The 22,435-nt window shown below is 60.0% G+C and carries 21 protein-coding genes; 9 read left to right on the top strand and 12 right to left on the bottom strand.

The window, feature by feature from the left end:
* The first annotated feature begins 567 nt into the window (after positions 1-567).
* Together H0Z09_RS01885 and H0Z09_RS01880 are read left to right on the top strand one after the other, a co-directional pair.
* Positions 568-1,944 (top strand): glutamine synthetase family protein, encoded by a 1,377-nt coding sequence (locus tag H0Z09_RS01885; RefSeq protein ID WP_003176781.1) that lies wholly within the window; start codon positions 568-570, stop codon positions 1,942-1,944.
* 219 nt (positions 1,945-2,163) lie between these two features.
* A complete protein-coding gene (locus H0Z09_RS01880) occupies positions 2,164-2,790 on the top strand; it encodes a TetR/AcrR family transcriptional regulator (RefSeq protein ID WP_186686593.1) in 627 nt (208 codons plus the stop codon).
* A gap of 129 nt (positions 2,791-2,919) precedes the next feature.
* Here H0Z09_RS01880 and H0Z09_RS01875 read toward each other — a convergent pair whose 3' ends face one another.
* The 10 genes from H0Z09_RS01875 to argE all read right to left on the bottom strand — a co-directional run bounded on the left by H0Z09_RS01875 (position 2,920) and on the right by argE (position 13,489).
* A complete protein-coding gene (locus tag H0Z09_RS01875; protein ID WP_003213899.1) occupies positions 2,920-3,135 on the bottom strand; it encodes a TOBE domain-containing protein in 216 nt (71 codons plus the stop codon).
* 18 nt (positions 3,136-3,153) lie between these two features.
* Positions 3,154-3,960, bottom strand: a complete 807-nt coding sequence (gene ssuB / locus H0Z09_RS01870) for an aliphatic sulfonates ABC transporter ATP-binding protein (RefSeq protein WP_186686591.1) — start codon at positions 3,958-3,960, stop codon at positions 3,154-3,156.
* Positions 3,957-4,745, bottom strand: a complete 789-nt coding sequence (gene ssuC / locus H0Z09_RS01865) for an aliphatic sulfonate ABC transporter permease SsuC (RefSeq protein WP_186686590.1) — start codon at positions 4,743-4,745, stop codon at positions 3,957-3,959. The genes ssuB and ssuC overlap by 4 nt, the downstream gene beginning before the upstream one ends.
* Before the next feature lie 9 nt (positions 4,746-4,754).
* Positions 4,755-5,903, bottom strand: a complete 1,149-nt coding sequence (gene ssuD / locus H0Z09_RS01860; RefSeq protein ID WP_076951945.1) for an FMNH2-dependent alkanesulfonate monooxygenase — start codon at positions 5,901-5,903, stop codon at positions 4,755-4,757.
* Between the two features lie 25 nt (positions 5,904-5,928).
* Positions 5,929-6,897 carry a sulfonate ABC transporter substrate-binding protein gene (locus H0Z09_RS01855; protein WP_186686588.1) on the bottom strand — a complete coding sequence of 323 codons (969 nt, stop codon included), beginning with the start codon at positions 6,895-6,897 and terminating at the stop codon, positions 5,929-5,931.
* A 97-nt stretch (positions 6,898-6,994) separates the two neighbouring features.
* On the bottom strand, positions 6,995-7,588 hold the full coding sequence (gene ssuE / locus H0Z09_RS01850) for an NADPH-dependent FMN reductase (protein ID WP_186686586.1): 594 nt from the start codon (positions 7,586-7,588) through the stop codon (positions 6,995-6,997).
* Positions 7,589-7,905: 317 nt separating this feature from the next.
* Complete coding sequence (locus H0Z09_RS01845) at positions 7,906-8,544, bottom strand: peroxiredoxin (RefSeq protein ID WP_186686583.1); 639 nt, start codon at positions 8,542-8,544, stop codon at positions 7,906-7,908.
* Positions 8,545-8,832: 288 nt separating this feature from the next.
* Positions 8,833-10,239 carry an OprD family porin gene (locus tag H0Z09_RS01840; protein ID WP_186686572.1) on the bottom strand — a complete coding sequence of 469 codons (1,407 nt, stop codon included), beginning with the start codon at positions 10,237-10,239 and terminating at the stop codon, positions 8,833-8,835.
* Between the two features lie 667 nt (positions 10,240-10,906).
* Positions 10,907-12,205: an amino-acid N-acetyltransferase gene (argA, locus tag H0Z09_RS01835; protein WP_186686571.1), complete on the bottom strand. Its 1,299-nt coding sequence runs from the start codon at positions 12,203-12,205 to the stop codon at positions 10,907-10,909.
* Between the two features lie 135 nt (positions 12,206-12,340).
* Positions 12,341-13,489, bottom strand: coding sequence for an acetylornithine deacetylase (gene argE / locus H0Z09_RS01830; protein WP_186686570.1), 1,149 nt, complete (start codon positions 13,487-13,489; stop codon positions 12,341-12,343).
* A 158-nt stretch (positions 13,490-13,647) separates the two neighbouring features.
* On the opposite strand from argE, the gene H0Z09_RS01825 reads away from it, so the two are divergent.
* The 7 genes from H0Z09_RS01825 (at position 13,648) to H0Z09_RS01795 (ending at position 20,647) form a co-directional block, all read left to right on the top strand.
* A complete protein-coding gene (locus H0Z09_RS01825; RefSeq protein ID WP_186686569.1) occupies positions 13,648-15,015 on the top strand; it encodes a CYTH domain-containing protein in 1,368 nt (455 codons plus the stop codon).
* Positions 15,016-15,255: 240 nt separating this feature from the next.
* A complete protein-coding gene (locus H0Z09_RS01820) occupies positions 15,256-16,935 on the top strand; it encodes a GspE/PulE family protein (RefSeq protein WP_186686568.1) in 1,680 nt (559 codons plus the stop codon).
* A 77-nt stretch (positions 16,936-17,012) separates the two neighbouring features.
* Positions 17,013-17,933, top strand: a complete 921-nt coding sequence (locus tag H0Z09_RS01815; RefSeq protein WP_046381704.1) for an SPFH domain-containing protein — start codon at positions 17,013-17,015, stop codon at positions 17,931-17,933.
* Between the two features lie 10 nt (positions 17,934-17,943).
* The gene (locus H0Z09_RS01810; protein ID WP_186686566.1) at positions 17,944-18,390 is read left to right on the top strand and encodes an NfeD family protein; all 447 of its coding nucleotides are present in this window, start codon (positions 17,944-17,946) and stop codon (positions 18,388-18,390) included.
* Between the two features lie 69 nt (positions 18,391-18,459).
* The gene (locus H0Z09_RS01805) at positions 18,460-18,774 is read left to right on the top strand and encodes a DUF2388 domain-containing protein (protein WP_003176799.1); all 315 of its coding nucleotides are present in this window, start codon (positions 18,460-18,462) and stop codon (positions 18,772-18,774) included.
* A 186-nt stretch (positions 18,775-18,960) separates the two neighbouring features.
* On the top strand, positions 18,961-19,368 hold the full coding sequence (locus H0Z09_RS01800; RefSeq protein WP_238340181.1) for a hypothetical protein: 408 nt from the start codon (positions 18,961-18,963) through the stop codon (positions 19,366-19,368).
* Positions 19,369-19,504: 136 nt separating this feature from the next.
* Entirely contained in the window at positions 19,505-20,647 is a 1,143-nt protein-coding gene (locus tag H0Z09_RS01795; protein ID WP_186686999.1) for a DegT/DnrJ/EryC1/StrS aminotransferase family protein, read from the top strand.
* A 126-nt stretch (positions 20,648-20,773) separates the two neighbouring features.
* Here H0Z09_RS01795 and gcvH read toward each other — a convergent pair whose 3' ends face one another.
* Together gcvH and gcvT are read right to left on the bottom strand one after the other, a co-directional pair.
* On the bottom strand, positions 20,774-21,157 hold the full coding sequence (gene gcvH / locus H0Z09_RS01790; RefSeq protein ID WP_076951957.1) for a glycine cleavage system protein GcvH: 384 nt from the start codon (positions 21,155-21,157) through the stop codon (positions 20,774-20,776).
* Positions 21,158-21,207: 50 nt separating this feature from the next.
* On the bottom strand, positions 21,208-22,290 hold the full coding sequence (gcvT, locus tag H0Z09_RS01785) for a glycine cleavage system aminomethyltransferase GcvT (RefSeq protein ID WP_186686564.1): 1,083 nt from the start codon (positions 22,288-22,290) through the stop codon (positions 21,208-21,210).
* Positions 22,291-22,435 lie beyond the last annotated feature (145 nt).

Raw genomic sequence — 22,435 nt, 5'->3', positions numbered from 1 at the left:
CATTAAAGGCCAGGCGTTGGTTGACGCAGCATCCGCGTCGTTTTTTCATTCAGGGTAGGAGCTTACCTGCCATTTGCTGCAACGTTGCATTCCTCACGCCAACGTTGTGCGTAATTTTGAGCAGCGTAGTGGGCTCAGGCGGTTCGGCGCAGAATGAGGAGGTAAAAAAGAGGTCGGCCCGGGCGTCAAGAATATTGGCCGGTTCGCGGGCATTTACGCGGGAAGGATGAACGGGTGACACAGCCTGTCTGGAGCAGGCCAAGACGCCAGGCGGCGGCAGGAGAAACATGAAGCACCCCGGTATTATTGCTGTTATGGGTTTGAATCGAGCTTAGCCTTGTTCATTTTTTTACACAACACCCCCGTAAAAAATACAACACGGGCCGCTCAAGCCTGCGAGTCCCAAGACCTTCAAACCCAAAAAACCGCCCCAAAAAGCCCCAAAAAAGCCTTCGTGGCGCTTTTTTAGGGCAAAAAAGCCCTCGCTTGACTTCGGCATGCCGTTCGGGTTGACTGAAACCAGAAAAGATCAATGATTGATATTTTTAACAACAAAGGTGTTGCATCATGTCGGTACCCCCGCGTGCCGTTCAGCTTAACGAAGCGAACGCGTTCCTTAAGGATCATCCTGAGGTTCTGTACGTAGACCTTCTAATTGCGGATATGAATGGTGTGGTGCGCGGCAAGCGCATCGAACGCACCAGCCTCCACAAGGTTTACGAGAAGGGCATTAACCTGCCTGCCTCTTTATTTGCCCTGGATATCAACGGCTCTACGGTGGAAAGCACCGGCCTGGGCCTGGACATCGGTGATGCTGACCGAATCTGTTATCCAATCCCCGACACCCTGTGCAATGAGCCCTGGCAAAAGCGCCCTACCGCGCAACTGCTGATGACCATGCACGAACTGGAAGGTGAACCCTTCTTCGCCGATCCGCGCGAAGTGCTCCGCCAAGTCGTCAGCAAGTTCGACGACATGGGCCTGACCATCTGCGCTGCCTTCGAGCTCGAGTTCTACCTGATCGACCAGGAGAACGTGAACGGCCGCCCTCAACCGCCGCGCTCGCCGATCTCGGGCAAACGCCCGCACTCGACACAGGTCTACCTGATCGACGACCTCGACGAATACGTCGACTGCCTCCAGGACATTCTGGAAGGCGCCAAGGAACAAGGCATCCCGGCCGACGCCATCGTCAAGGAAAGTGCCCCGGCGCAGTTCGAAGTGAACCTGCACCACGTGGCCGACCCGATCAAGGCCTGCGACTACGCCGTACTGCTCAAGCGCCTGATCAAGAACATCGCCTACGACCATGAGATGGACACCACCTTCATGGCCAAGCCTTACCCGGGCCAGGCAGGCAACGGTTTGCACGTACACATCTCCATTCTGGACAAGGACGGCAAGAATATCTTTGCCAGCGAGGATCCCGAGCAGAACGCCGCATTACGTCACGCGATCGGCGGTGTGCTCGAGACCCTGCCCGCCCAGATGGCGTTCCTGTGCCCTAACGTGAACTCCTACCGTCGTTTCGGCGCACAGTTCTACGTGCCGAACTCGCCGTGCTGGGGCCTGGATAACCGTACCGTGGCGATTCGCGTACCGACCGGCTCGTCCGATGCCGTACGTATCGAACACCGCGTGGCCGGCGCCGATGCCAACCCCTACCTGCTGATGGCCTCGGTCCTGGCAGGCGTGCACCACGGTCTGACCAACAAGATCGAACCTGGCGCACCGGTGGAAGGCAACAGCTACGAGCAGAACGAACAAAGCCTGCCGAACAACCTGCGTGATGCACTGCGCGAATTGGACGACAGCGAAGTGATGGCCAAGTACATCGATCCTAAATACATCGATATCTTTGTGGCCTGTAAGGAAAGTGAGCTGGAGGAGTTCGAACACTCCATCTCCGACCTTGAGTACAACTGGTACCTGCATACCGTGTAAGCGGTTGCAGCAGTAGAGGAACGCCGCTGACTTGGGTCAGCGGCGTTTTTTTATGGGTTTCTTCCGGTAGACCGCAGTGGCTTCATCGCAGGCAAGCCAGCTCCCACATTTGATTTGTGAATGCATTCAAGTGTGGGAGCTGGCTTGCCTGCGATGGCGTCCTGGCAGACAACACAGATTCCTGCTCATACAATGCCCGCTGCCTTGTAGGAGACTTCCATGACCACCCGCCCCGCCCCTCGCAAACCCCGTGCCCGCAGCCAGGCGCGGATCGACGCGATCCTCGACGCGGCCCGCACCTTGCTGGCCACCGAAGGCGTGGCGAGTTTGTCGATCTACAGCGTGGCCGAGCGGGCGCAGATTCCGCCGTCGTCGGTGTATCATTTTTTCGCCAGCGTTCCGGCGCTCCTGGAAGCATTGACCGCCGATGTGCACGCCGCTTTCCGCGCCGCGATCCAGGCGCCCATCGAGCATGATTCACTCAAGCACTGGCGCGATGTGTCCTGCATCGTCGAGCAGCGCATGCTCGTCATCTACGACCAGGACGCCGCCGCACGCCAGTTGATCCTGGCGCAGCACGGGCTCACCGAGGTCACCCAGGCCGACCGTCAGCATGACCTGGAGTTGGGGGACTTGATGCTGGAGGTGTTCAACCGTCACTTCGAAGTGCCAACGCTACCGAGCGATGTGGATGTGTTTGCCCTGGCGCTGGAGTTGAGCGACCGCGTCTATGCGCGCTCGATGCATCAGCATGGGCTGATCACGCCGCGCATGGCGGAGGAAGGGATGCGGGTGTTTGATGCGTATGTGGGGCTTTATTTGCCGGCGTATTTGCCTAAGCGCTGAGTTTTGTACTGGCCGGACTGGCCTCTTCGCAGGCAAGCCAGCTCCCACATTGACCGAGTTTCACCTTTGAAATGCGGTCAATGTGGGAGCCGGGCTTGCCCGCGATGTGGGCCTCAAGGGCAACGCCAATCACAACTTGGCAATCGACACCTCAGTGGATTTCACAAAGGCAATCACCTCACTGCCAATCACCAGCTCCAGCTCCTTGACCGAGCGGGTAGTGATCACGGACGTGACGATGCCGGACGCAGTCTGCACATCGATTTCCGACAGCACGTCGCCTTCGACGATTTCCTTGATGGTGCCCTTGAACTGGTTGCGTACGTTGATGGCTTTGATAGTCATGGTGTTTTCCTGTGTGAGTTATTGAGCCCAACGCAATTGCGTCGGCAGCGGTGAAACAGGTTCAGGTTCCGGCGGCGTGCCGGGCAGAGACAGCACACGGTTGAGCACTTCGGCTTCCAGCGCGGCCAGGCGGTGCGAGCCGCGGGCCCGTGGGCGTGGCAGGTCGACGATCAGGTCGAGGCCGATTTCGCCGTCTTCGATCAGGATTACGCGGTCGGCAATCGCCACCGCTTCGCTGACGTCGTGGGTCACCAGCAACACGGTAAAACCGTGTTTCTGCCAGAGGTTTTCGATCAGTTGCTGCATCTCGATACGGGTCAGGGCATCCAGCGCGCCCAACGGCTCATCGAGCAACAGCAGGCGCGGTTGGTGGATCAAGGCGCGGGCCAGGGCCACGCGTTGCTTCTGCCCACCGGACAGCGCCGCCGGCCACTCATTGGCCCGCTCGGCCAGGCCGACCGCTTCCAGGGCGTCCAGGGCTTTAGGCCGCCAGTTGCCTTTAAGACCCAGGCCGACGTTGTCGATGATTTTTTTCCACGGCAGCAGGCGCGCCTCCTGGAACATCAACCGCGTGTCGGCGATTGCCTCGGCCAGCGGCGCGGAACCGGCCAGCAGCTCACCGCCGCTGGCTTTGTCCAGGCCTGCCAGCAGGCGCAGCAAGGTACTTTTGCCGCAACCGCTGCGCCCGACCACCGCCACGAACTGGCCGGCAGGGATGTGCAGGTCGATGTCCTTGAGCACTTCGCGCGCGCCAAAGGCCTTGCGCAGTTTGCGTACCGCCAAGGGAATGCCCTTGAGCAGGCGCGGGGGTTGTTGAGCTGTCATGCCGCACCTCCTTTGTTGCCTTGATAAGCCGGATGCCAGCGCAGCCACACACGTTCCAGGCCGCGCGCCGCCAGGTCGGCGAGCTTGCCGAGGATGGCGTACATCACGATGGCCAGCACCACCACGTCGGTTTGCAGGAATTCACGCGCGTTCATCGCCAGGTAACCGATGCCCGAGCTGGCGGAGATGGTTTCCGCAACGATCAGCGTCAGCCACATGAAGCCCAGGGCAAACCGCACGCCCACCAGGATCGACGGTAGCGCGCCCGGCAGGATCACTTGCCAGAACAGGCTGAAGCCGGACAAGCCATAACTGCGCGACATTTCCACCAGCGCCGGGTCGACGTTGCGGATGCCGTGGTAGGTATTCAGGTAAATCGGGAACAGCGTGCCGAGCGCGACCAGGAAAATCTTCGCCGTCTCGTCGATGCCGAACCACAGGATCACCAAGGGAATCAGCGCCAGGTGCGGCACGTTGCGGATCATCTGCACCGAGCTGTCCAACAGGCGTTCACCCCACGTCGACAGGCCGGTGATGAAACCCAAGGCCAGGCCGATGCTGCCGCCGATCACAAAACCCAGGCCCGCGCGCCAGCCGCTGATGGCCAGGTGCGTCCAGATCTCACCGCTGGCTATCAGGTTGGCGCCCGCTTCAATCACCGCACTGGGTGCCGGCAGGATGCGTGTCGACAACCAGCCCGCCGACACCGACAGCTGCCACACCGCCAGCAGCAGAATCGGCAAGATCCAGGGCGCCACACGATGGCTTAGTTTTTCAACATTCATGGCGCTGCCTCAGCTCTGCGACGCAGCTTTGGGAAGGATATCGTTGGCCACCATCTCGCCGAACGGGCTCACATACCCGGCGCCCTTTGGCAGCTCGGGACGTTCGACGTCCAGGTGTGGGAATAGCAGCTCGGCGACCCGATACGACTCTTCCAGGTGTGGATAACCGGAGAAAATAAACGTGTCGATGCCCAGCGCCGCGTACTCATTGACCCGTGCCGCTACGGTTGGGCCATCGCCTACCAGCGCGGTACCGGCACCGCCGCGTACCAGGCCGACACCGGCCCACAGGTTGGGGCTGACTTCCAGGTTGTCGCGGCTGCCGCCATGCAGGGCGGCCATGCGTTGCTGGCCCACCGAGTCAAAGCGCGACAACGACGCCTGGGCGCGGGCGATAGTCTCATCGTCCACATGGGAGATCAGTTTGTCGGCGGCTTGCCAGGCTTCGGCGTTGGTTTCGCGCACGATCACATGCAAACGAATACCGAAGCGCACGGTGCGCCCAAGCTTCGCGGCCTTGGCTCGCACCTGGGCGATTTTTTCCGCGACGGCGGCCGGTGGCTCGCCCCAGGTCAGCACCATCTCAACCTGTTCGGCGGCCAAGTCCTGGGCCGCTTCGGAGGAACCGCCAAAGTACAGCGGCGGACGGGGCTGCTGGATCGGCGGGTAGAGCAGCTTGGCGCCTTTGACGCTGATGTGCTCGCCGTCGTAGTCCACGGTTTCGCCTTCGAGCACACGGCGCCAGATGCGGGTGAACTCCACCGAGGCCTGGTAGCGTTCTTCATGGTTGAGGAACAAACCGTCGCCGGCCAGCTCTTCCGGGTCGCCGCCAGTGACCAGATTGAACAGCGCGCGGCCGCCGGACAACCGGTCCAGGGTCGCGGCCTGGCGCGCGGCCACCGTCGGGGAAATGATCCCGGGGCGCAGCGCGACGAGGAATTTCAAACGCTGGGTCACCGGGATCAGCGACGCAGCCACCAGCCAGGAGTCTTCGCAGGAGCGCCCGGTAGGGATCAGCACCCCGCCGAAACCCAGGCGGTCGGCGGCCTGGGCCACTTGCTGCAGGTAACCGTGATCGACGGCGCGAGCGCCTTCGGCGGTGCCGAGGTAATGGCCGTCGCCGTGAGTAGGCAGGAACCAGAAAATATTGAGGCTCATGGAGTTGTCTCCTGAAAAAGTCGGATTACGGCGCTTTAGCCACGGCGGCGGGCGGTGTCCAGATCACGTCCTTGATGCTCAAGGGCTTGGGGATCAATTTGAGCTGGTAGAAGGTGTCGGCAATTTTCTGCTGGGCGGCGACCACTGCCGGGGTCAGGAACACCGCACCGAAGCCTTGGCGCTTCATTGAGGTCAAGGTGACATCGGCGGGCAGCCCCAGCAGCGGCGCTACCTGCGCGGTGACTTGTTCGGGGTTGGCCTTGGCCCATTCGCCCACGGCGCGCACTTCTTCCACCAGCGCCGCGACGATTTCAGGGTGCTGCTCTGCATAGGGCTTGGTTGCCAGGTAGAACTGATGGTTGTCGGCGATGCCGGTGCCATCGCGCAGGGTGCGCGCTTGCAGCTGTTTCTCGGCGGCAGCCTGGTACGGGTCCCAGATGACCCAGGCGTCGACACTGCCACGCTCGAACGCGGCACGCGCATCGGCGGGCGGCAGGAACACGGTGTGCACGTCGGTGTATTTGAGGCCGGCGTCTTCCAGGGCACGCACCAGCAGGTAGTGCACGTTGGAGCCTTTGTTGAGCACGACTTTCTTGCCCTTGAGCTCGGCCACGGATTTGATCGGCGAGTCTTTGGGCACCAGGATCGCTTCACTGGTCGGCGCCGGCGGCTCGTAGGCGACGTAGAGCAGGTCGGCACCGGCCGCCTGGGCGAAGACCGGCGGCGTTTCGCCGGTCACGCCAAAGTCGATGGAGCCGACGTTCAGGCCTTCGAGCAATTGCGGGCCGCCAGGAAACTCGGTCCATTGCACGTTCACGCCCTGGGCGGCCAGGCGTTTTTCCAGGGTGCCCTTGGCCTTGAGCAACACCAGCGTGCCGTACTTTTGATAACCGATACGCAAGGTCTCGGCCGCTTGAGCTTGAACAATGACGCCGAAGGACACAGCCGCAGCAAACAGTGCGACCAGACCACGACGCAAGATGACAGTGCGCATGGCGCTCTCTCCAAAAATGCGATGAGGGTTTTGGCTGCACCTGCTTGGCCGTTGGCGGCTGAGTAAGGTGAGGGTTTTTCCAGGTTTCGGGTAAGGCTTAAATGCTCCAGCGAGCAGTCAATAAACGGTCATTCAACGCATTCGGGTCCAGCGGTTGCGGGCGGCGGGCCATGGCGCTGTAGAGCGTTTCCAATGCCTCGTGCAAACGCTGCTCGAGCACCGGAACCAACTGCGCCTGGACGCTGCCTTCGCCATAGGCGATCTGGCTGTCTTCGGCAAAAATACCGTGGAGCAATTCCTGGGCTTTCAGCGCCGACAGAACCGGCTTCAAGGCGTAGTCCACCGCCAGCATGTGGGCGATGCTGCCGCCGGTCGCCATCGGCAACACGATCTTGTGGGCCAGGGCGCGTTCGGGCAGCAGGTCGAGCACGGTCTTCAGTGCGCCGGAAAACGAAGCCTTGTACACCGGCGTGGCGATCACCAGGCCGTCGGCGTTCGCCACCTGTTGCAGCAGGTCGACGACCTTGGGGCTGTCGAAGCGCGCGTGCAGCAGGTCTTGCGCCGGAAAGTCGCGTATCTGGTAACTCACCACCTCTACGCCTTTGTCTTGCAACCACTGACGGGTTTTTTCCAGCAGCACCCCGGAGCGGGAACGCTGACTGGGACTGCCTCCAAGTGTTACGACCAACATGCAGGAATTCCTTGAGCGGGTGTCGGCGGTTCGCTGTGTGGCGATGGCGCCAAGATGGAACAGACCATATCAGCAGATTTATATATCTATAAATCTTATTTTTTCATTTGGTTATTCTTTAAATGCATATTAGTTCCGTGAATCATCGGGCGAAAAAAAAGGCCGTCGAAACGGCCTGAAAACCCCTGCTATGTGAGAATTGAAATGCGGTCAAACCTGTGGGAGCGGGCTTGCTCGCGAATGCGGTGGGTCAGTCACACCTGTATCGACTGACCCACCGCATTCGCGAGCAAGCCCGCTCCCACAGGGGTTCTGTGTCAACGATTAGGTTGCGGGGTGAGACGCAAGTAAGGCTTCACGGCGCGATACCCCTTCGGAAAGCGTCGCTTGATCTCTTCCTCGTCCTTGAGCGACGGCACGATCACCACTTCATCGCCGTCCTGCCAGTTGGCGGGGGTGGCGACCTTGTGGTTGTCGGTCAGCTGCAACGAGTCGATCACCCGCAGGATCTCGTGGAAGTTGCGGCCCGTGCTGGCCGGATAGGTGATGGTCAGGCGGATCTTCTTGTTCGGGTCGATCACGAACAGGGAGCGTACGGTGAGGGTGTCACTGGCGTTCGGGTGGATGAGGTCGTACAGGTCGGACACCTTGCGGTCGGCATCCGCCAGGATCGGGAAGTTGACCACGGTATGCTGGGTTTCATTGATGTCTTCGATCCACTTGTGGTGCGAGTCCACCGGGTCGACTGACAGCGCGATGGCCTTGACGCCACGCCTGGCGAACTCGTCCTTGAGCTTGGCGGTGAAGCCAAGCTCAGTGGTGCACACCGGGGTGAAGTCTGCTGGGTGGGAAAACAGCACACCCCAGCTATCGCCCAGCCATTCGTGGAAACGAATTTTGCCGGCGCTGGAATCCTGTTCGAAGTCGGGGGCGATATCGCCCAGTCTTAGGCTCATGGTGTGGCTCCTGGTGAGTGCTTATGGAGCCCACTGTGCATGCAACGGGGATTATTTAAAAAGAATAAATATCGATTTATCTAGACGATAAAGGAATATTAAAAATCTGTTCATTGGACGCAGGCAAAGACGAAGAGCACGATCGGTTTCAAGGTTTGAGAAGGCCTTGATACGTTGTACAGAGGGGTCAGGAAGGGCTTGCGGGGGTTTAGCCCGACTTGAAGGCAAGACACCTTGCCCGGTGTTGCACCGGGCAAGGTTTTATACAGTTACAACCGCTTTACGCTACTAGAACAGTGGCAGCGAGTAGCTGACGATCAGACGGTTTTCGTCCTGATTGCGCTGGCCGGCAATGTCGTTGCGCCACATTGCGTTTTTCCAAGCAACACCAACGTTCTTCAGTGGACCTTCTGGTACGACGTAGGCAACAGTGATGTCACGTTCCCACTCGTTCGCGCCATTGGAGTTCACAGTCCGTTGTGGTGTGGTAGCACCGACGGCACCGCGGGTATCGACGTTGTCGCCACGCAGGTAAACGACGCCAGCGGTCAGGCCGGGTACGCCAATCTTGGCGAAGTCGTAGGCGTAGCGAGCCTGCCAGGTACGTTCACCAGCACGGGCAAACTTGGAGATCTGCGAGTCAGTGGTCAGGTAAGCCGACGCCCCATCGCCCTGGTTCAAGAACGGGAAGTCACTGTCGCCATTGCTGACCTGGTAACCACCACCGAAAGTGTGACCTGCCACCGAATACAGGAACAGGCCGCTGTACAGGTTGTTGTCGACTTTACCTTTGGTGATGTTGTTACCCGCGGCGTTAGTGCCGTAGTCACCGCTGGTGAAGTAGTTAGCATCGTTACTGTTGTTACCATCAGAGCGGCTGTTGAAGTAACGCAAGTCGGTTTTCAACACGCCAGGACCGATGGCCCAGTTGTGCAGCAGGCCCAGGAAGTGTTGCTTGTAGAACTGATCCAGATTGCCGTAGTAATACTGGGCAGTCAGGTCTTTGGTGATTTTGTAGTCACCGCCAGCATAGTAGAACTTGTTGCTGTCGCGACCAGAGGCAGTACGCCCGTTGGCACCCGCGATGGACAGGTTTTCAACGTTGCTGGAGTTACGACCCTTGGCCTTTTCGATCTGACCGGCAACCAGCGTCAGGTCCTTGATGTCGCCCGAAGTGATCTGGCCACCTTGGAAAGTCTGCGGCAGGAGACGGCCGTCGTTAGTCACGATAACGGGCAACTTAGGTTGCAACGTGCCCAATTTCAGTTCGGTCTGGGAAATCTTGGCTTTGGCGGTCAGGCCCAGGCTGGAGTAGTTATCAACAGCTTCGCCGTTGGATTTGCTCGGGAAAACCGTGCCACCGTAAGAACCGTAGTTGGTAGCAGTCTTGCCGCTAGCGCCGTTGGTGCCGCCGCCCGAATCCAGACGCACGCCCAGCAGACCGATAGCGTCAATACCGAAGCCCACAGTACCTTGGGTGTAACCCGAGATGAAACGCAGGTCGAAGGCTTGGCCCCATTCTTCTTGCTTGTTCTGCGCGCCGGCCGCTTTGGTAGCGTCGTCACGGTTATCCGTGTTGATGTAGAAGTTACGCAGCCCCAGTGTCGCCTTGCTGTCTTCGATAAAACCGGCAGCGCCTGCTTGCTGGGCGATTGCGCCCAAAGCTACAGCCAAAGCCAAGGTGGACTTATTCATGTACCGCTCCTCTCGTTTCTAATTTTTGTATTTCTTCGGTCTCGGGTCTGACGCCCTCGATCCACAGATGCGCGATTAGCACCGGATAGTGACCACCAAGTCAATCGTAACCTTGTGTGTCTACTACCTTCGTCTAACTGCAGTTGATTTGGTCCCTGCAGGGTAATGAGTTTTTCATACACCCAAAAAGAATTGTTTCTTTCTTTTTCATACCCTTTAGGAATAAGTATTTTTATGACGCAAGTCAGTCAGCCTAGACGAACCACGCCAAAAGCTAATTCCTAAAAGGTATTTTTTATTTTTTGAGTCGCCCAGTGTGGCGATGCTGCGTACATCACCCAAGGTCCGGAAGGCGACGCATCATCGCGAAACACATATCCTCCCGTCAATTTGTTACAGTTTTTATGTCACTAATAGTTTCTTTTGGTGTCAAAGCCGTCCAGTTCAGCAGCGGCCAGCCGAATCCCCTCTCGCCCTGCCCATCGTATCGGCCTGGATCAATAGTTCTGAAGCATGGGTGGGAAGCCTTGGGCCGAAAATCGCGGAATAAATGCGATTCCCTGTGGGAGCTGGCTTGCCTGCGATGCAGACGCCTCGGTTTTTCAGTTCGACCGAGGTGACGCTATCGCAGGCAAGCCAGCTCCCCACACAGGCCAGGCCTGGGCCCTTAGAGGGCCTTTTCGAAAATCTTCGAGTTACGCTGGTAGTTGTACAGCGACGCCCGCGCCGATGGCAGGCGATCCACACTGCTCGGCTCAAACCCGCGCTCACGGAACCAGTGGGCAGTGCGGGTGGTAAGCACGAACAAGGTCTTCAAACCCTGCGCCCGGGCACGGGTCTGGATACGTTCGAGCAACACATCACCACGGGCGCCGTGCCGGTACTCCGGATTCACCGCCAGGCACGCCAGCTCACCCGCGTCCGAATCGGCGATCTGATACAGCGCCGCACACGCGATGATCATGCCTTCGCGCTCCACCACGCTGAATTGCTCGATCTCGCGCTCCAGCACCTCTCGCGAGCGGCGCACCAGGATGCCCTGCTCTTCCAGCGGGCTGATCAGGTCGAGCAAGCCGCCCACGTCCTCGATCGCCGCTTCGCGCACCAATTCGAACTGTTCCTGGGCCACCAGCGTGCCGCCGCCGTCACGGGTAAACAGCTCGGTGAGCAAGGCGCCGTCTTCGGCGTAGCTGACGATATGACTGCGCCCTACTCCACCGCGACAAGCCTGCGCGGCGGCGTCGAGCAATTCAGCCTGGTAGTTGCTGCCCAAACGTTGCAGGTGGGCCGGTACTTGTTGCGGGCGCAGTTCGCGCACCAGGCGCCCGTTTTCGTCGATCAGGCCAAGATCAGCGCCGAACAGCAGCAATTTGTCGGCGCCCAGGTCGATGGCGGCGCGCGTGGCGACGTCTTCGCAGGCCAGGTTGAAGATCTCACCCGTGGGCGAGTAGCCCAGCGGTGACAGCAAAACGATGGAACGCTCGTCCAGCAGGCGGTTGATGCCCTTACGGTCTACCCGGCGCACTTCGCCGGTGTGGTGGTAGTCCACTCCGTCCAGTACGCCGATGGGCCGTGCGGTCACGAAGTTGCCGCTGGTCACGCGCAGGCGCGAACCCTGCATCGGCGACGAGGCCATGTCCATCGACAGGCGCGCCTCAATGGCGATACGCAGGTGGCCGACCGCGTCGATCACACACTCCAGCGTCGCCGCATCGGTGATGCGCATACCTTCGTGGTAAGTCGGAGTGAGGCCGCGCGCCTCGAGGCGCACTTCGATTTGCGGGCGCGAACCGTGCACCAGCACCAGCCGCACGCCAAGGCTGTGGAGCAGCACCAGGTCGTGGACGATATTGCCGAAGTTGGGGTGTTCCACACCGTCGCCGGGCAGCATGACGACAAAGGTGCAGTCGCGGTGGGCATTGATGTAAGGGGAAGCGTGACGAAGCCAATTAACGTAGTCGGGCATAGAACCTGGGCCTGTAATAAAAAGCAGCCGAAAAAGGATGAATCGTGAAAGCGCACGGCGGGCTGATGGTTATCGTCGGAACAGGCTTGGCGACACGCTCACTCTCCTTTTATGTACGAACAGGCAGGGGTTAATTTATGCGGGTTTCAGGCAGTAATGTTCGATCAGTTCCCGCAATAGACGCACTGTAGGCGTCAAGCGTGACATTTCGAGGTACTCGCCCGGCTGGTGCGCGCAGGCGATGTCGCCAGGGCCGAGTACCAGGGTTTCACACCCAAGGCGCTGAAGATAAGGCGCTTCGGTGCCGAACGCTACTGCTTCGGCACGATGGCCGGTCAAACGTTCCGCCACCCGCACCAGCTCGGCATCTTCAGCCTGCTCGAACGGCGGCACTTCGGGGAACAACGGCGCGTAGTCAATCTTGACCTGATGGCGCTCGGCCAAGGGCACGAGCTTCTGCCGGATGGCCGCGCGCAACACCTCGGGGTCCATGCCCGGCAGGGGGCGCAGGTCGAACTCCAGGGAGCACTGGCCACAGATGCGGTTGGGATTGTCACCACCATGGATGCAGCCCAAATTCAGGGTCGGCTGCGGCACGCTGAATTGCGGGTTGCGGTACTCGCGCTGCCAGGCCAGGCGCAGGCCACGCAGTTCGCCAATGGCGTCGTGCATGGCTTCAAGGGCGCTGTGACCCAGGCGCGGATCCGACGAATGGCCACTCTGGCCGAGGATGTCGATGCGCTCCATCATCACGCCTTTATGCAGGCGAATCGGCTTGAGCCCGGTCGGCTCGCCAATCACGGCAGCGCGGCCCAACGGGCGCCCAGCGTCGGCCAACGCGCGGGCGCCGGCCATGGAGCTTTCTTCATCGCAGGTCGCGAGAATCAGCAGTGGCTGCTTGAATGGCTGGTCCAGCAGCGGCAGCACGGCTTCAATGATCAATGCGAAAAAACCCTTCATGTCGCAGCTGCCCAGTCCTACCCAGCGGCCGTCGACTTCCGTCAGCTTGAGCGGGTCGGTCTTCCACAGTGCGGCGTCGTAGGGGACGGTATCGCTATGGCCGGCCAGCACCAGCCCACCCGGCCCGCTGCCGAAACTGGCGAGCAGGTTGAACTTGCCGGGGCTGACCTGCTGTATGTCGATGGCGAACCCCAAGTCCCCCAACCAACCGGCGAGCAAGTCGATGACGGGGCGGTTACTCTGGTCGAGAGACGCTTGGGTGCAACTGACCGACGGCGCGGCAATCAGTGCGGCGAACTGCTCTTGCATAGACGGTAACGGCATGCGCGGTCTCCCTGGTTCCCGGATGAAGCCCACTATAGAACCATCTGCACGCCACAATAAACCGTTGCGGCGCGTTGCCGGGCTCAGTCCTGTACACTGCACGACCTTGGCAGCCACACTTTTCCCCGGCTGCGCTCCCGATCCTGGATTTTCCGGCCATGCATAAAGAAACCGAAATAAAGCTGCGCGTCAGCCGCGAAACACTTGCCGCGCTGCGTGAGCACCCGCTACTGAAAAAACGCAACAAAAGTGGCTGGGAACGCCGTGAGTTGATGAACCAATATTTCGACACCCCCGAGCGCGACCTGGCCCAGGCCAAAGTCGCCCTGCGCCTGCGCAAGGACGGTGACGATATCATCCAGACCCTCAAGACCCGCGGCCAGAGCGTTGCCGGTTTGTCGGAACGTAACGAATACAACTGGGAACTGCCCAAAGCCAAGCTCGATGTGAAGAAACTCGACGGCGAATGCTGGCCCGAGCAACTGGCCGAACTGGACAAAAAGACCCTCAAGCCGATCTTCACCACCGACTTTGTGCGTGAACGCGCCGAAATCGCCTGGGGCCGTGGCAAGGCCAAAGTCGTGATCGAAGCCGCCCTGGACCTGGGCCACGTGGTGATCGGCAAGCAGAAGGAAGAAATCTGCGAGCTGGAACTGGAACTGCGCGAAGGCGAACCGGCTGCCCTGCTGGAACTGGCCGCCGAACTGGCCGCGACCCTGGCCCTGATGCCATGCGACATCAGCAAGGCCGAGCGCGGCTATCGCCTGTACGACGCCGACAGCTACTCGCTGAGCCTGCCGGCGCCGCAGATCCACGCCGAAATGCCGTTGGACGACGCCTTCGCTGCGATCATGTGGCACTTGCTGGGCAGCAGCCAGCGCCTGGCCGAGCAATATCGTTTCAATGGTCACTGGCGCCTGCTGCAAGACTGGGTCGACACCCTCGGCGAACTGCGCGCCCTGATCGGCAGCCTCGGCCAAGCGGCACCGCGCCAATCCACCAGCGAACTGCGCAGCGCCCTCGATGCCCTGCTGGAAGACTGGCGCCCACTGGTACAAGCCGGTGACGATGACGAAGACATTCGCAAAGCAGCGCCGGAACAGTTCGCCGAAGAGCTGGAAGACGTGCGCTGGGGCCTGTTCTCACTGACCGCGTCGCGCTGGCTGCTGGCACGTACCTGGACCGCCGACCGCAACGTGCGCGGCAACCGCCAGGGCGCTGCACAAATCACCAACTGGCTGCCGCGCCTGTTGGCCGACGATGCTGTCGCCCTGCAACTGCCGCGCTACCAGCAACAGCCCGAAGACCTGGCCGAGCAACTGCCGCGCATCGAACGCATCCAGGCCTGGTTGCACCATGCGCGTCACGTCGTCGACATTCCGGAATTGGACCGCCTCTACGGCGAGTTGAACAAGTTGGCGCTCCTGGCCAACCAGCCGATCACCGATGAGAGCCTGGATGCGCGGATGCACCAGGCGATTGCGGTGTATCAGAATCGTGCCTGGAAGACCTTGCTGCGTCTGTAATCCAAAGGGCACCTCGATCAAAGTGTGGGAGCGGGCTTGCTCACGAAAGCACCGTGTCAGTCGGGACATCTGTGACGGATAGACCGCTTTCGCGAGCAAGCCCGCACACAGGGTCCGCGCAATACTGGCAAACAGTGGTGGCAATCGTTCGGTAAAAACCTGCAATACACGCTGGGAGGAGGATATTCACGGGTTGGCTAGTCTGGGATTTACGCCCACTGCCACCCAGGAACACCTTAAATGCCCGCTGATCAACGCTTGGAACTGCATCAACTGCTACCGGCCCTGGTCGACGGGAAACTCATCACCCCCGAGCTCGCGCAGCGCTTGTCGGCGCTGCCGACCAGCAATACCCAGCACCCCCTGGAACGCATCGCCGCCCTTGGGCCCGACTTGGAAACCCTGACCGAATGGCTTGCCCGGCATGCCGGGCAAGCCTACCTGCGTATCGACCCATTGAGGATCGACGTCGCGACGGTGGTGCCGTTGATGTCCCACGCATTCGCCCAACGCCACGCCATCCTGGCGGTGGCGGTGGATGCGCAGACCGTCACCGTCGCCAGCGCCCAGCCTTACATCACCTGTTGGGAGGCCGGGTTGGCGCAGGTGCTCAAGCGTTCGATCAAGCGCGTGGTCGCCAACCCCCAGGACATAACACGCTGTATCGGCGAGTTTTACCGACTGGCCAAATCCGTCAGCGGTGCAGATCAAAAGGTTGCGACGCCTGGCAATTTCGAATTGCTCAACCTCGGCGCCAGCGACCAGGAGCCGGATGCCAACGACGCGCATATCGTCAATATCGTCGACTGGCTGTTGCAATACGCCTTCGCCCAGCGCGCCAGTGACATCCACATTGAGCCGTGCCGAGAACAGGGCCGTGTGCGCTTTCGCATCGATGGGCTGCTGCATGACGTCTATCAGTTTCCACCCCAGGTCACGATGGCTGTGGTGAGCCGCCTGAAAAGCCTGGGCCGCATGAATGTCGCGGAGAAGCGCAGGCCCCAGGATGGCCGGGTCAAGACCAAAAGCCCGGCAGGGGTGGAAGTCGAGCTGCGCCTTTGCACCCTGCCCACCGCATTTGGCGAAAAACTGGTGATGCGGATTTTCGATCCACAGGTGCTGCTCAAGGGCTTTGATCAGTTGGGCCTGTCCGTTGATGACCAACACCGCTGGCACGCCATGACGGGCCAGGCCAACGGCATCATCCTGGTCACCGGCCCGACCGGCTCCGGCAAGACCAGCACGCTCTACACCACGCTCAGGCAACTGGCGACCCGGGAGGTCAACCTGTGCACGGTGGAAGACCCGATCGAGATGGTCGAGCCGGCATTCAACCAGATGCAGGTGCAGCACAACATCGACCTGACCTTTGCCAGCGGCATCCGCGCCCTGCTGCGCCAGGATCCGGACATCATCATGATCGGCGAGATCCGCGACCAGGAGACCGCCGAAATGGCGATCCAGGCCGCATTGACCGGGCACCTGGTGCTGTCGACCCTGCACACCAACGATGCCCCCAGCGCCATCAGCCGCCTGCAGGAGCTGGGCATTGCTCATTATTTGATCAAGGCCACGTTACTGGGCGTCATGGCGCAACGGTTGGTGCGGGTGCTGTGCCCGCACTGCAAGCGCGCACGGGGTGAGGCCCACGAGGCTGTCGGGTGCGTTGAATGTCGAAACAGTGGTTATCGGGGACGGGCCGGCGTTTACGAAATCATGGTATTGAACGAAGCACTCAAAGTGCTGATCACGCCCGGCGCCGACGTGCAGGCCCTGCGCCAGGCCGCGGTGGCCCAAGGCATGTGCAGCCTGCGCATGGCCGGCCTGCAAAAAGTCGAAGCGGGGCTGACCACGATGGCGGAAGTGCTGCGGGTGACCCCTGGGGATTCAGTAACAAATCCTTTGTTTGTTACACGGTGAAAACGTTCTTATCGGTGGCAACGCCGTTACAATCGGCCGAACGTCGTTTTACTGACATCTCCAGATAGGGAATCGCTATGCAGATCGGAACCGTACTGCTTCTTTTCGTGGGTTTGGCCATCGCCATTCTCTTCATGGGTTTCAAGGTCGTCCCACAGGGTTACCAGTGGACGGTCGAGCGCTTCGGTCGCTACACCAACACTCTAAAGCCTGGCCTGAACATCATCATTCCGGTCATGGACCGCATCGGTCGCAAGATCAACGTGATGGAAAGCGTGTTGGATATCCCGCCCCAGGAAGTCATCACCGCCGACAACGCCACCGTGCAAATCGATGCCGTGTGCTTCTTCCAGGTGGTCAATACCGCCCAGGCCGCCTACGAGGTCAACAACCTCGAGCACGCCATCCGCAACCTGCTGCAAACCAATATCCGTACCGTGCTCGGCTCCATGGAACTGGACGCCATGCTCAGCCAACGTGACGGTATCAACGAAAAGCTGCTGAGGACCGTGGACGAAGCCACCGCACCTTGGGGGATCAAGATCACCCGTATCGAAATCAAGGACATCAGCCCGCCCGCCGACCTGATGGCCGCCATGTCGGGCCAGATGAAAGCCGAGCGGATCAAGCGTGCCCAGATCCTGGAGGCCGAGGGCCTGCGGGCGTCGGCGATCCTGACCGCTGAAGGCAAGAAGCAAGCACAGATTCTCGAGGCCGAAGGTGGGCGCCAAGCGGCGTTCCTGGAGTCTGAAGCCCGCGAGCGTCAGGCTGAAGCCGAGGCTCGAGCGACCCAAGTCGTTTCCGAAGCGATCGCCACCGGCAACGTGCAGGCCATCAACTACTTCGTCGCGCAAAAATACATCGACGCCCTGGGCAAGCTGGCATCGGCCAACAACAGTAAGGTCATCCTGATGCCGCTGGAGGCCAGCCAGGTGATCGGTGCGGTCGGCGGTATCGGCGAGATCGTCAAGGCTACGTTCGACAACAAGAAAGGCTGAGGCCAGCGCCATGTGGGATTTCCTGCAGCATCTGTCGTTTTGGGATTGGCTCGCGCTGGGCACGGTACTGCTGATACTGGAAGTGTTCGGCGCCGGTGGGTACCTGTTGTGGATGGGTATCGCAGCGGCGGCCGTGGGGGTGATCAAGTTTCTGGTGCCGCCTCTGGGGCTGGAGTGGCAACTGCTGTTGTTTGCCGTGTTGTCGATTGTCACGGCGGTGTACTGGTGGAGGCGCCAGCGCAGCAGCGCCAAGGCCAGTGACCAGCCGGGGCTGAACGAGCGTGGCTCGGAGCTTATCGGCCGCACGTTCGTGGTGCATCAGGCGATCGTTGACGGCCGGGGCAAGGTAAAGGTCGGCGATGGCGTATGGATGGTGGCCGGCCCGGACAGCCCTGTAGGGGCTCAAGTACGGGTGGTTAGCCAGGAAGGCGTGCTGTTAAAGGTTGAAACTGTTTAGTCAGTGATGGAACTCGCCTGGGCTATCTACAATCATAAAGTACAGATAACCCACCCGGAGTCACCCATCATGCGTCTCAAATATGCTGTCGCAACCCTCGCTGTGCTTTCCCTCCCTGTCGGCTCAGCCATGGCCGACAGTTTCTGGCGCAATGTCATCTCGTCGGGCGCCACCACCGGCTCGACGTACCTGACCTTCAAGGACCACAAGCTGGTGGTCGCCGCACAAGACGACGCCGGCAGCTTTGTCGCCAGCGACGGCGGCATCCGTGGCCCATACCTTGAAGCTGCCATGCAGAAAGTCCGCGCCGACAACCCTGGCCTGCAGGCCACGGACATGGAACTGGCCAACGCCATCCTGGCGAAAAACGCAGTCACTGAATAACACTGGGTCCACGAAAAATGCCGCTTTTTCAAGCGGCATTTTTTTGTCTTAAATTCGTACAATCTTCGTCGCGAGGTACTATCTAAGCCCTTAAACTTTCCCAAATGAATGCCGAGAGATCCTATCGATCCTAATCTTGCCAGGCAACAAGCTAGGGTTCCTTTCACATAAAGCGAATCATTGTTTATGCAAAAAATTGCCTACGCGTTGGTGCTCTCTGCATTCGCGTCTCCCTATACCCAGGCAGAAAACTGGTACGACTCAGCCAAATTCAAAAACGCTCGCCAAGACCTCTCCAGTTCGCTGCTGACCAGCCCCCAAGCGACCGCATGGGTGGACGCCCCGGACAACGCCAAGTCATTCGTCGCCCCTTTCGCGGCAGTCTATGCTTTTGACAACGGCTGGCGTCAGGAAGGGAAATACACGATGCCGAACAACTCGACCTTCAAGTTCTACTCGCCCCCCTTCGATACTAACGTCAACAGCCTGCAAGCGCAGAGCCAACGTTTGATGCTCAATGGCTACAAAGGGCATCCCGATCAACCCATCGTTGTCGGTCCATGGTATGACCGGCCTGGGCGGCGCACGCATTGAAGCCGAAGGCTATTTTTGCCCGAACGGTGACGATTCATTCACAGGCGACAGGCTATATTCAGTCACGCCGTGCAACCATGCCGGCAGTGATACCTCGTTCACTTATCGCCCACCCGAAATGGATGCTTCCGTCGTCATGAGCCAACAGCCCTTCCTGCCGTTTTCCAAACCCACCATCGATGAAGCGACCATCTCGGCGGTTGGCGATGTGTTGCGCTCGGGCTGGATCACCAGCGGGCCGAAAGTGCAGGCCTTCGAGGCACAGTTGTCGCAATACTTTGGCGGTCGGCCGGTGCGCACGTTCAATTCGGGCACCTGCACCATGGAGATTGCCTTGCGCATTGCCGGCATCGGGCCGGGTGATGAGGTCATCACCACGCCGATCTCCTGGGTTGCCACGGCCAATGTGATCTTGGAGGTGGGCGCCACGCCGGTGTTTGCCGATATTGACCCGATCACCCGCAATATCGACCTGGCCCAGCTGGAAGCGGCGATTACGCCGCGCACCAAGGCGATCATCCCGGTGTACCTGGCCGGCCTGCCCGTGGATATGCCGATGCTGTATGCGCTGGCCAACAAGTACAACCTGCGCATCATCGAGGACGCCGCCCAGGCGCTGGGCTCCAGCTGGGATGGCGAGCGGATCGGCGCCACTGGGGATTTTGTGTCGTTCAGCTTCCAGGCCAACAAGAACATCACCTCTTCCGAGGGCGGTTGCCTGGTATTGAACAATGCCGAAGAAGCCCGGCTGGCAGAAAAGTACCGCTTGCAGGGGGTTACCCGCACAGGCTTCGACGGTCTGGACGTGGATGTGCTGGGTGGCAAGTTCAACATGACCGACATCGCCGCAGCCATCGGCCTGGGGCAATTCGCCCATATCGAGAAGATCACCGCTCACCGCCGGAACCTGGCGCAGCATTATTTCAAATGCTTTGGCCATGATTTTGAAGAAAAGTACGGTGCACAGCTGCCGCCGGCCGACTTCGAAAACAGCAACTGGCACTTGTTCCAACTGGTGCTGCCGGAGCGTCAGGACGGTCTGCCGGCTCGTGCTACGTTCATGGAGCAAATGCAGGCTCATGGCGTCGGCATTGGCTATCACTACCCGCCGATCCACTTGCTGAGCCTTTATCGGGCGCAGGGGTTCAAGGAAGGTATGTTCCCAATCGCGGAGAAGGTCGGGCGTTTGATCGTGTCGTTGCCGATGTTTACGGCGATGACAGAGGCGGATGTGGAACGGTCGGTGGCTGCAGTAAAAGCGGTACTGAAGGCGAACTAAGCACTCACAGCTTACACAATCCCATGTGAGAGCGGGCTTGCTCGCGAAAGCGGAGTGTCAGTCACTGAATGTGCTTCTGATACACCGCTTTCGCGAGCAAGCCCGCTCCCACATGAGGTCTTGCGTTTATTCGCCGATGGCAGCTTTGTAGCCCGCGGCATCCAGCAGTTTGTCCAAGTCAGCCGCGTTGCTTGGCTTGAGCTTGAAGATCCACGCACCGTAAGGATCGGAATTCAGCAACTCAGGGCTACCACTGAGCTCCTCGTTGACGGCAATCACTTCGCCTGCAACCGGCGCGTAGATATCCGAAGCCGCTTTCACCGACTCGACCACGCCAGCCTGGCCTTGAGCCTCGAACGTGGCGCCGACTTCGGCCAGCTCAACAAATACCACATCACCCAAGGCTTCCTGGGCATGGTCGGAGATCCCGACGGTCACGGTGCCGTCAGCTTCCAGGCGGGCCCATTCGTGGCTTTCGGCGAAACGCAGGTCGGCAGGGATATCGCTCATAGTCTGTGTCCTCAAGAAAAAGTGTCAGCGGCCATCGGCCTGCCGGAAGGTTAGATCAAGGTTTTTCCATGGCGCACGAAGGTCGGTTTGACCACTCGAACCGGGTACCACTTGCCGCGGATTTCCACTTCGGCCCGATCGGCGGTTGCCGTCGGTACACGCGCCAGGGCAATGGATTTGCTCAGCGTAGGAGAGAAACTACCACTGGTGATCTCCCCTTCGCCAATATTGGCGATACGAACCACTTGGTGAGCGCGTAAAACCCCGCGTTCTTCCAGCACCAGCCCGACCAGTTTGAATTGCACGCCCGCCGTTTTTTCCGCTTCCAGCGCAGCGCGTCCAATGAAATCACGTTCGGCAGGCTCCCAGGCGATGCTCCAGGCCATGTTTGAAGCCAAGGGCGAAACCTCCTGGTGGATATCCTGGCCGTACAGGTTCATACCCGCTTCCAGGCGCAAGGTATCGCGGGCGCCGAGGCCGATGGGGGAAATACCGGCGCCCACCAGGTCGTTGAAAAACCCCGGCGCCTGGTCGGCCGGCAAGACAATCTCCAGGCCATCTTCGCCGGTGTAACCCGTGCGCGCGATAAACCAATCGCCATCGGCCTGGCCTTCGAAGGGTTTGAGCTGATGAATCAGCGTGCCTCGGGACTGGGTGACCAGCTCGGCGATCTTCTGCCGGGCATGGGGACCTTGAATGGCCAACATGGCCAACTCGGACCGTTCCTGCAGTTGCACCTGGTAGGCGCCCAATTGCGCATGCATCCAGGCCATGTCCTGGTCGCGGGTGGCGGCATTGACCACCAGGCGATAGGCGGCCTCGGTGCGGTAGACGATCATGTCGTCCACTACGCCGCCCTTTTCATTGAGCATTGCGCTGTACAGCGCACGGCCGCAGTCTTGCAGGCGCTCGACATCATTGGCCAGCAGGCGCTGTAGCCATTCCTTGGCCTGGGGGCCGGTGACATCGATCACGGTCATATGGGATACATCAAACACCCCGCAGTCGCGTCGCACCTGATGGTGCTCTTCAACTTGCGAGCCGTAGTGCAGAGGCATATCCCAACCGCCAAAATCGACCATTTTCGCGCCGAGGGCGAGATGCAGGTCATACAAAGGCGTACGCTGTCCCATGGGTTTCTCCTTCCGGGCGTGGCGAAGGTGCGCAGCATGCCGTTCGTGCCAAACGCCTGAATAACAAGGCCCGCAGCTACGCCCAGCGACTCGATCCGAACGACGGACCGCACCGAATGCCGCGCATTGTAGCCGCAAGCCGTAG

Origin of the sequence: Pseudomonas sp. SWRI18 (assembly GCF_014268345.1) — a bacterium.
Classification (GTDB): Bacteria; Pseudomonadota; Gammaproteobacteria; order Pseudomonadales; family Pseudomonadaceae; genus Aquipseudomonas; species Aquipseudomonas cedrina.
The sequence above is the reverse complement of the archived record's forward strand: the minus strand, read 5'-3'. Positions and strand labels throughout refer to the sequence as shown.

What these genes read in the sequence shown, in the direction of transcription:
- H0Z09_RS01805 (WP_003176799.1), top strand. Translation starts at nt 18,460, where the DNA reads ATGCGTCTCAAATATGCTGTCGCAACCCTCGCTGTGCTTTCCCTCCCT.
- ssuC (WP_186686590.1), bottom strand. Translation starts at nt 4,745, where the DNA reads ATGAATGTTGAAAAACTAAGCCATCGTGTGGCGCCCTGGATCTTGCCG.
- ssuD (WP_076951945.1), bottom strand. Translation starts at nt 5,903, where the DNA reads ATGAGCCTCAATATTTTCTGGTTCCTGCCTACTCACGGCGACGGCCAT.
- argE (WP_186686570.1), bottom strand. Translation starts at nt 13,489, where the DNA reads ATGCCGTTACCGTCTATGCAAGAGCAGTTCGCCGCACTGATTGCCGCG.
- argA (WP_186686571.1), bottom strand. Translation starts at nt 12,205, where the DNA reads ATGCCCGACTACGTTAATTGGCTTCGTCACGCTTCCCCTTACATCAAT.
- H0Z09_RS01810 (WP_186686566.1), top strand. Translation starts at nt 17,944, where the DNA reads ATGTGGGATTTCCTGCAGCATCTGTCGTTTTGGGATTGGCTCGCGCTG.
- H0Z09_RS01875 (WP_003213899.1), bottom strand. Translation starts at nt 3,135, where the DNA reads ATGACTATCAAAGCCATCAACGTACGCAACCAGTTCAAGGGCACCATC.
- H0Z09_RS01825 (WP_186686569.1), top strand. Translation starts at nt 13,648, where the DNA reads ATGCATAAAGAAACCGAAATAAAGCTGCGCGTCAGCCGCGAAACACTT.
- H0Z09_RS01855 (WP_186686588.1), bottom strand. Translation starts at nt 6,897, where the DNA reads ATGCGCACTGTCATCTTGCGTCGTGGTCTGGTCGCACTGTTTGCTGCG.
- H0Z09_RS01845 (WP_186686583.1), bottom strand. Translation starts at nt 8,544, where the DNA reads ATGAGCCTAAGACTGGGCGATATCGCCCCCGACTTCGAACAGGATTCC.
- H0Z09_RS01795 (WP_186686999.1), top strand. Translation starts at nt 19,505, where the DNA reads ATGAGCCAACAGCCCTTCCTGCCGTTTTCCAAACCCACCATCGATGAA.
- gcvT (WP_186686564.1), bottom strand. Translation starts at nt 22,290, where the DNA reads ATGGGACAGCGTACGCCTTTGTATGACCTGCATCTCGCCCTCGGCGCG.
- H0Z09_RS01880 (WP_186686593.1), top strand. Translation starts at nt 2,164, where the DNA reads ATGACCACCCGCCCCGCCCCTCGCAAACCCCGTGCCCGCAGCCAGGCG.
- H0Z09_RS01800 (WP_238340181.1), top strand. Translation starts at nt 18,961, where the DNA reads ATGCAAAAAATTGCCTACGCGTTGGTGCTCTCTGCATTCGCGTCTCCC.
- gcvH (WP_076951957.1), bottom strand. Translation starts at nt 21,157, where the DNA reads ATGAGCGATATCCCTGCCGACCTGCGTTTCGCCGAAAGCCACGAATGG.
- ssuB (WP_186686591.1), bottom strand. Translation starts at nt 3,960, where the DNA reads ATGACAGCTCAACAACCCCCGCGCCTGCTCAAGGGCATTCCCTTGGCG.
- H0Z09_RS01820 (WP_186686568.1), top strand. Translation starts at nt 15,256, where the DNA reads ATGCCCGCTGATCAACGCTTGGAACTGCATCAACTGCTACCGGCCCTG.
- H0Z09_RS01885 (WP_003176781.1), top strand. Translation starts at nt 568, where the DNA reads ATGTCGGTACCCCCGCGTGCCGTTCAGCTTAACGAAGCGAACGCGTTC.
- H0Z09_RS01840 (WP_186686572.1), bottom strand. Translation starts at nt 10,239, where the DNA reads ATGAATAAGTCCACCTTGGCTTTGGCTGTAGCTTTGGGCGCAATCGCC.
- ssuE (WP_186686586.1), bottom strand. Translation starts at nt 7,588, where the DNA reads ATGTTGGTCGTAACACTTGGAGGCAGTCCCAGTCAGCGTTCCCGCTCC.
- H0Z09_RS01815 (WP_046381704.1), top strand. Translation starts at nt 17,013, where the DNA reads ATGCAGATCGGAACCGTACTGCTTCTTTTCGTGGGTTTGGCCATCGCC.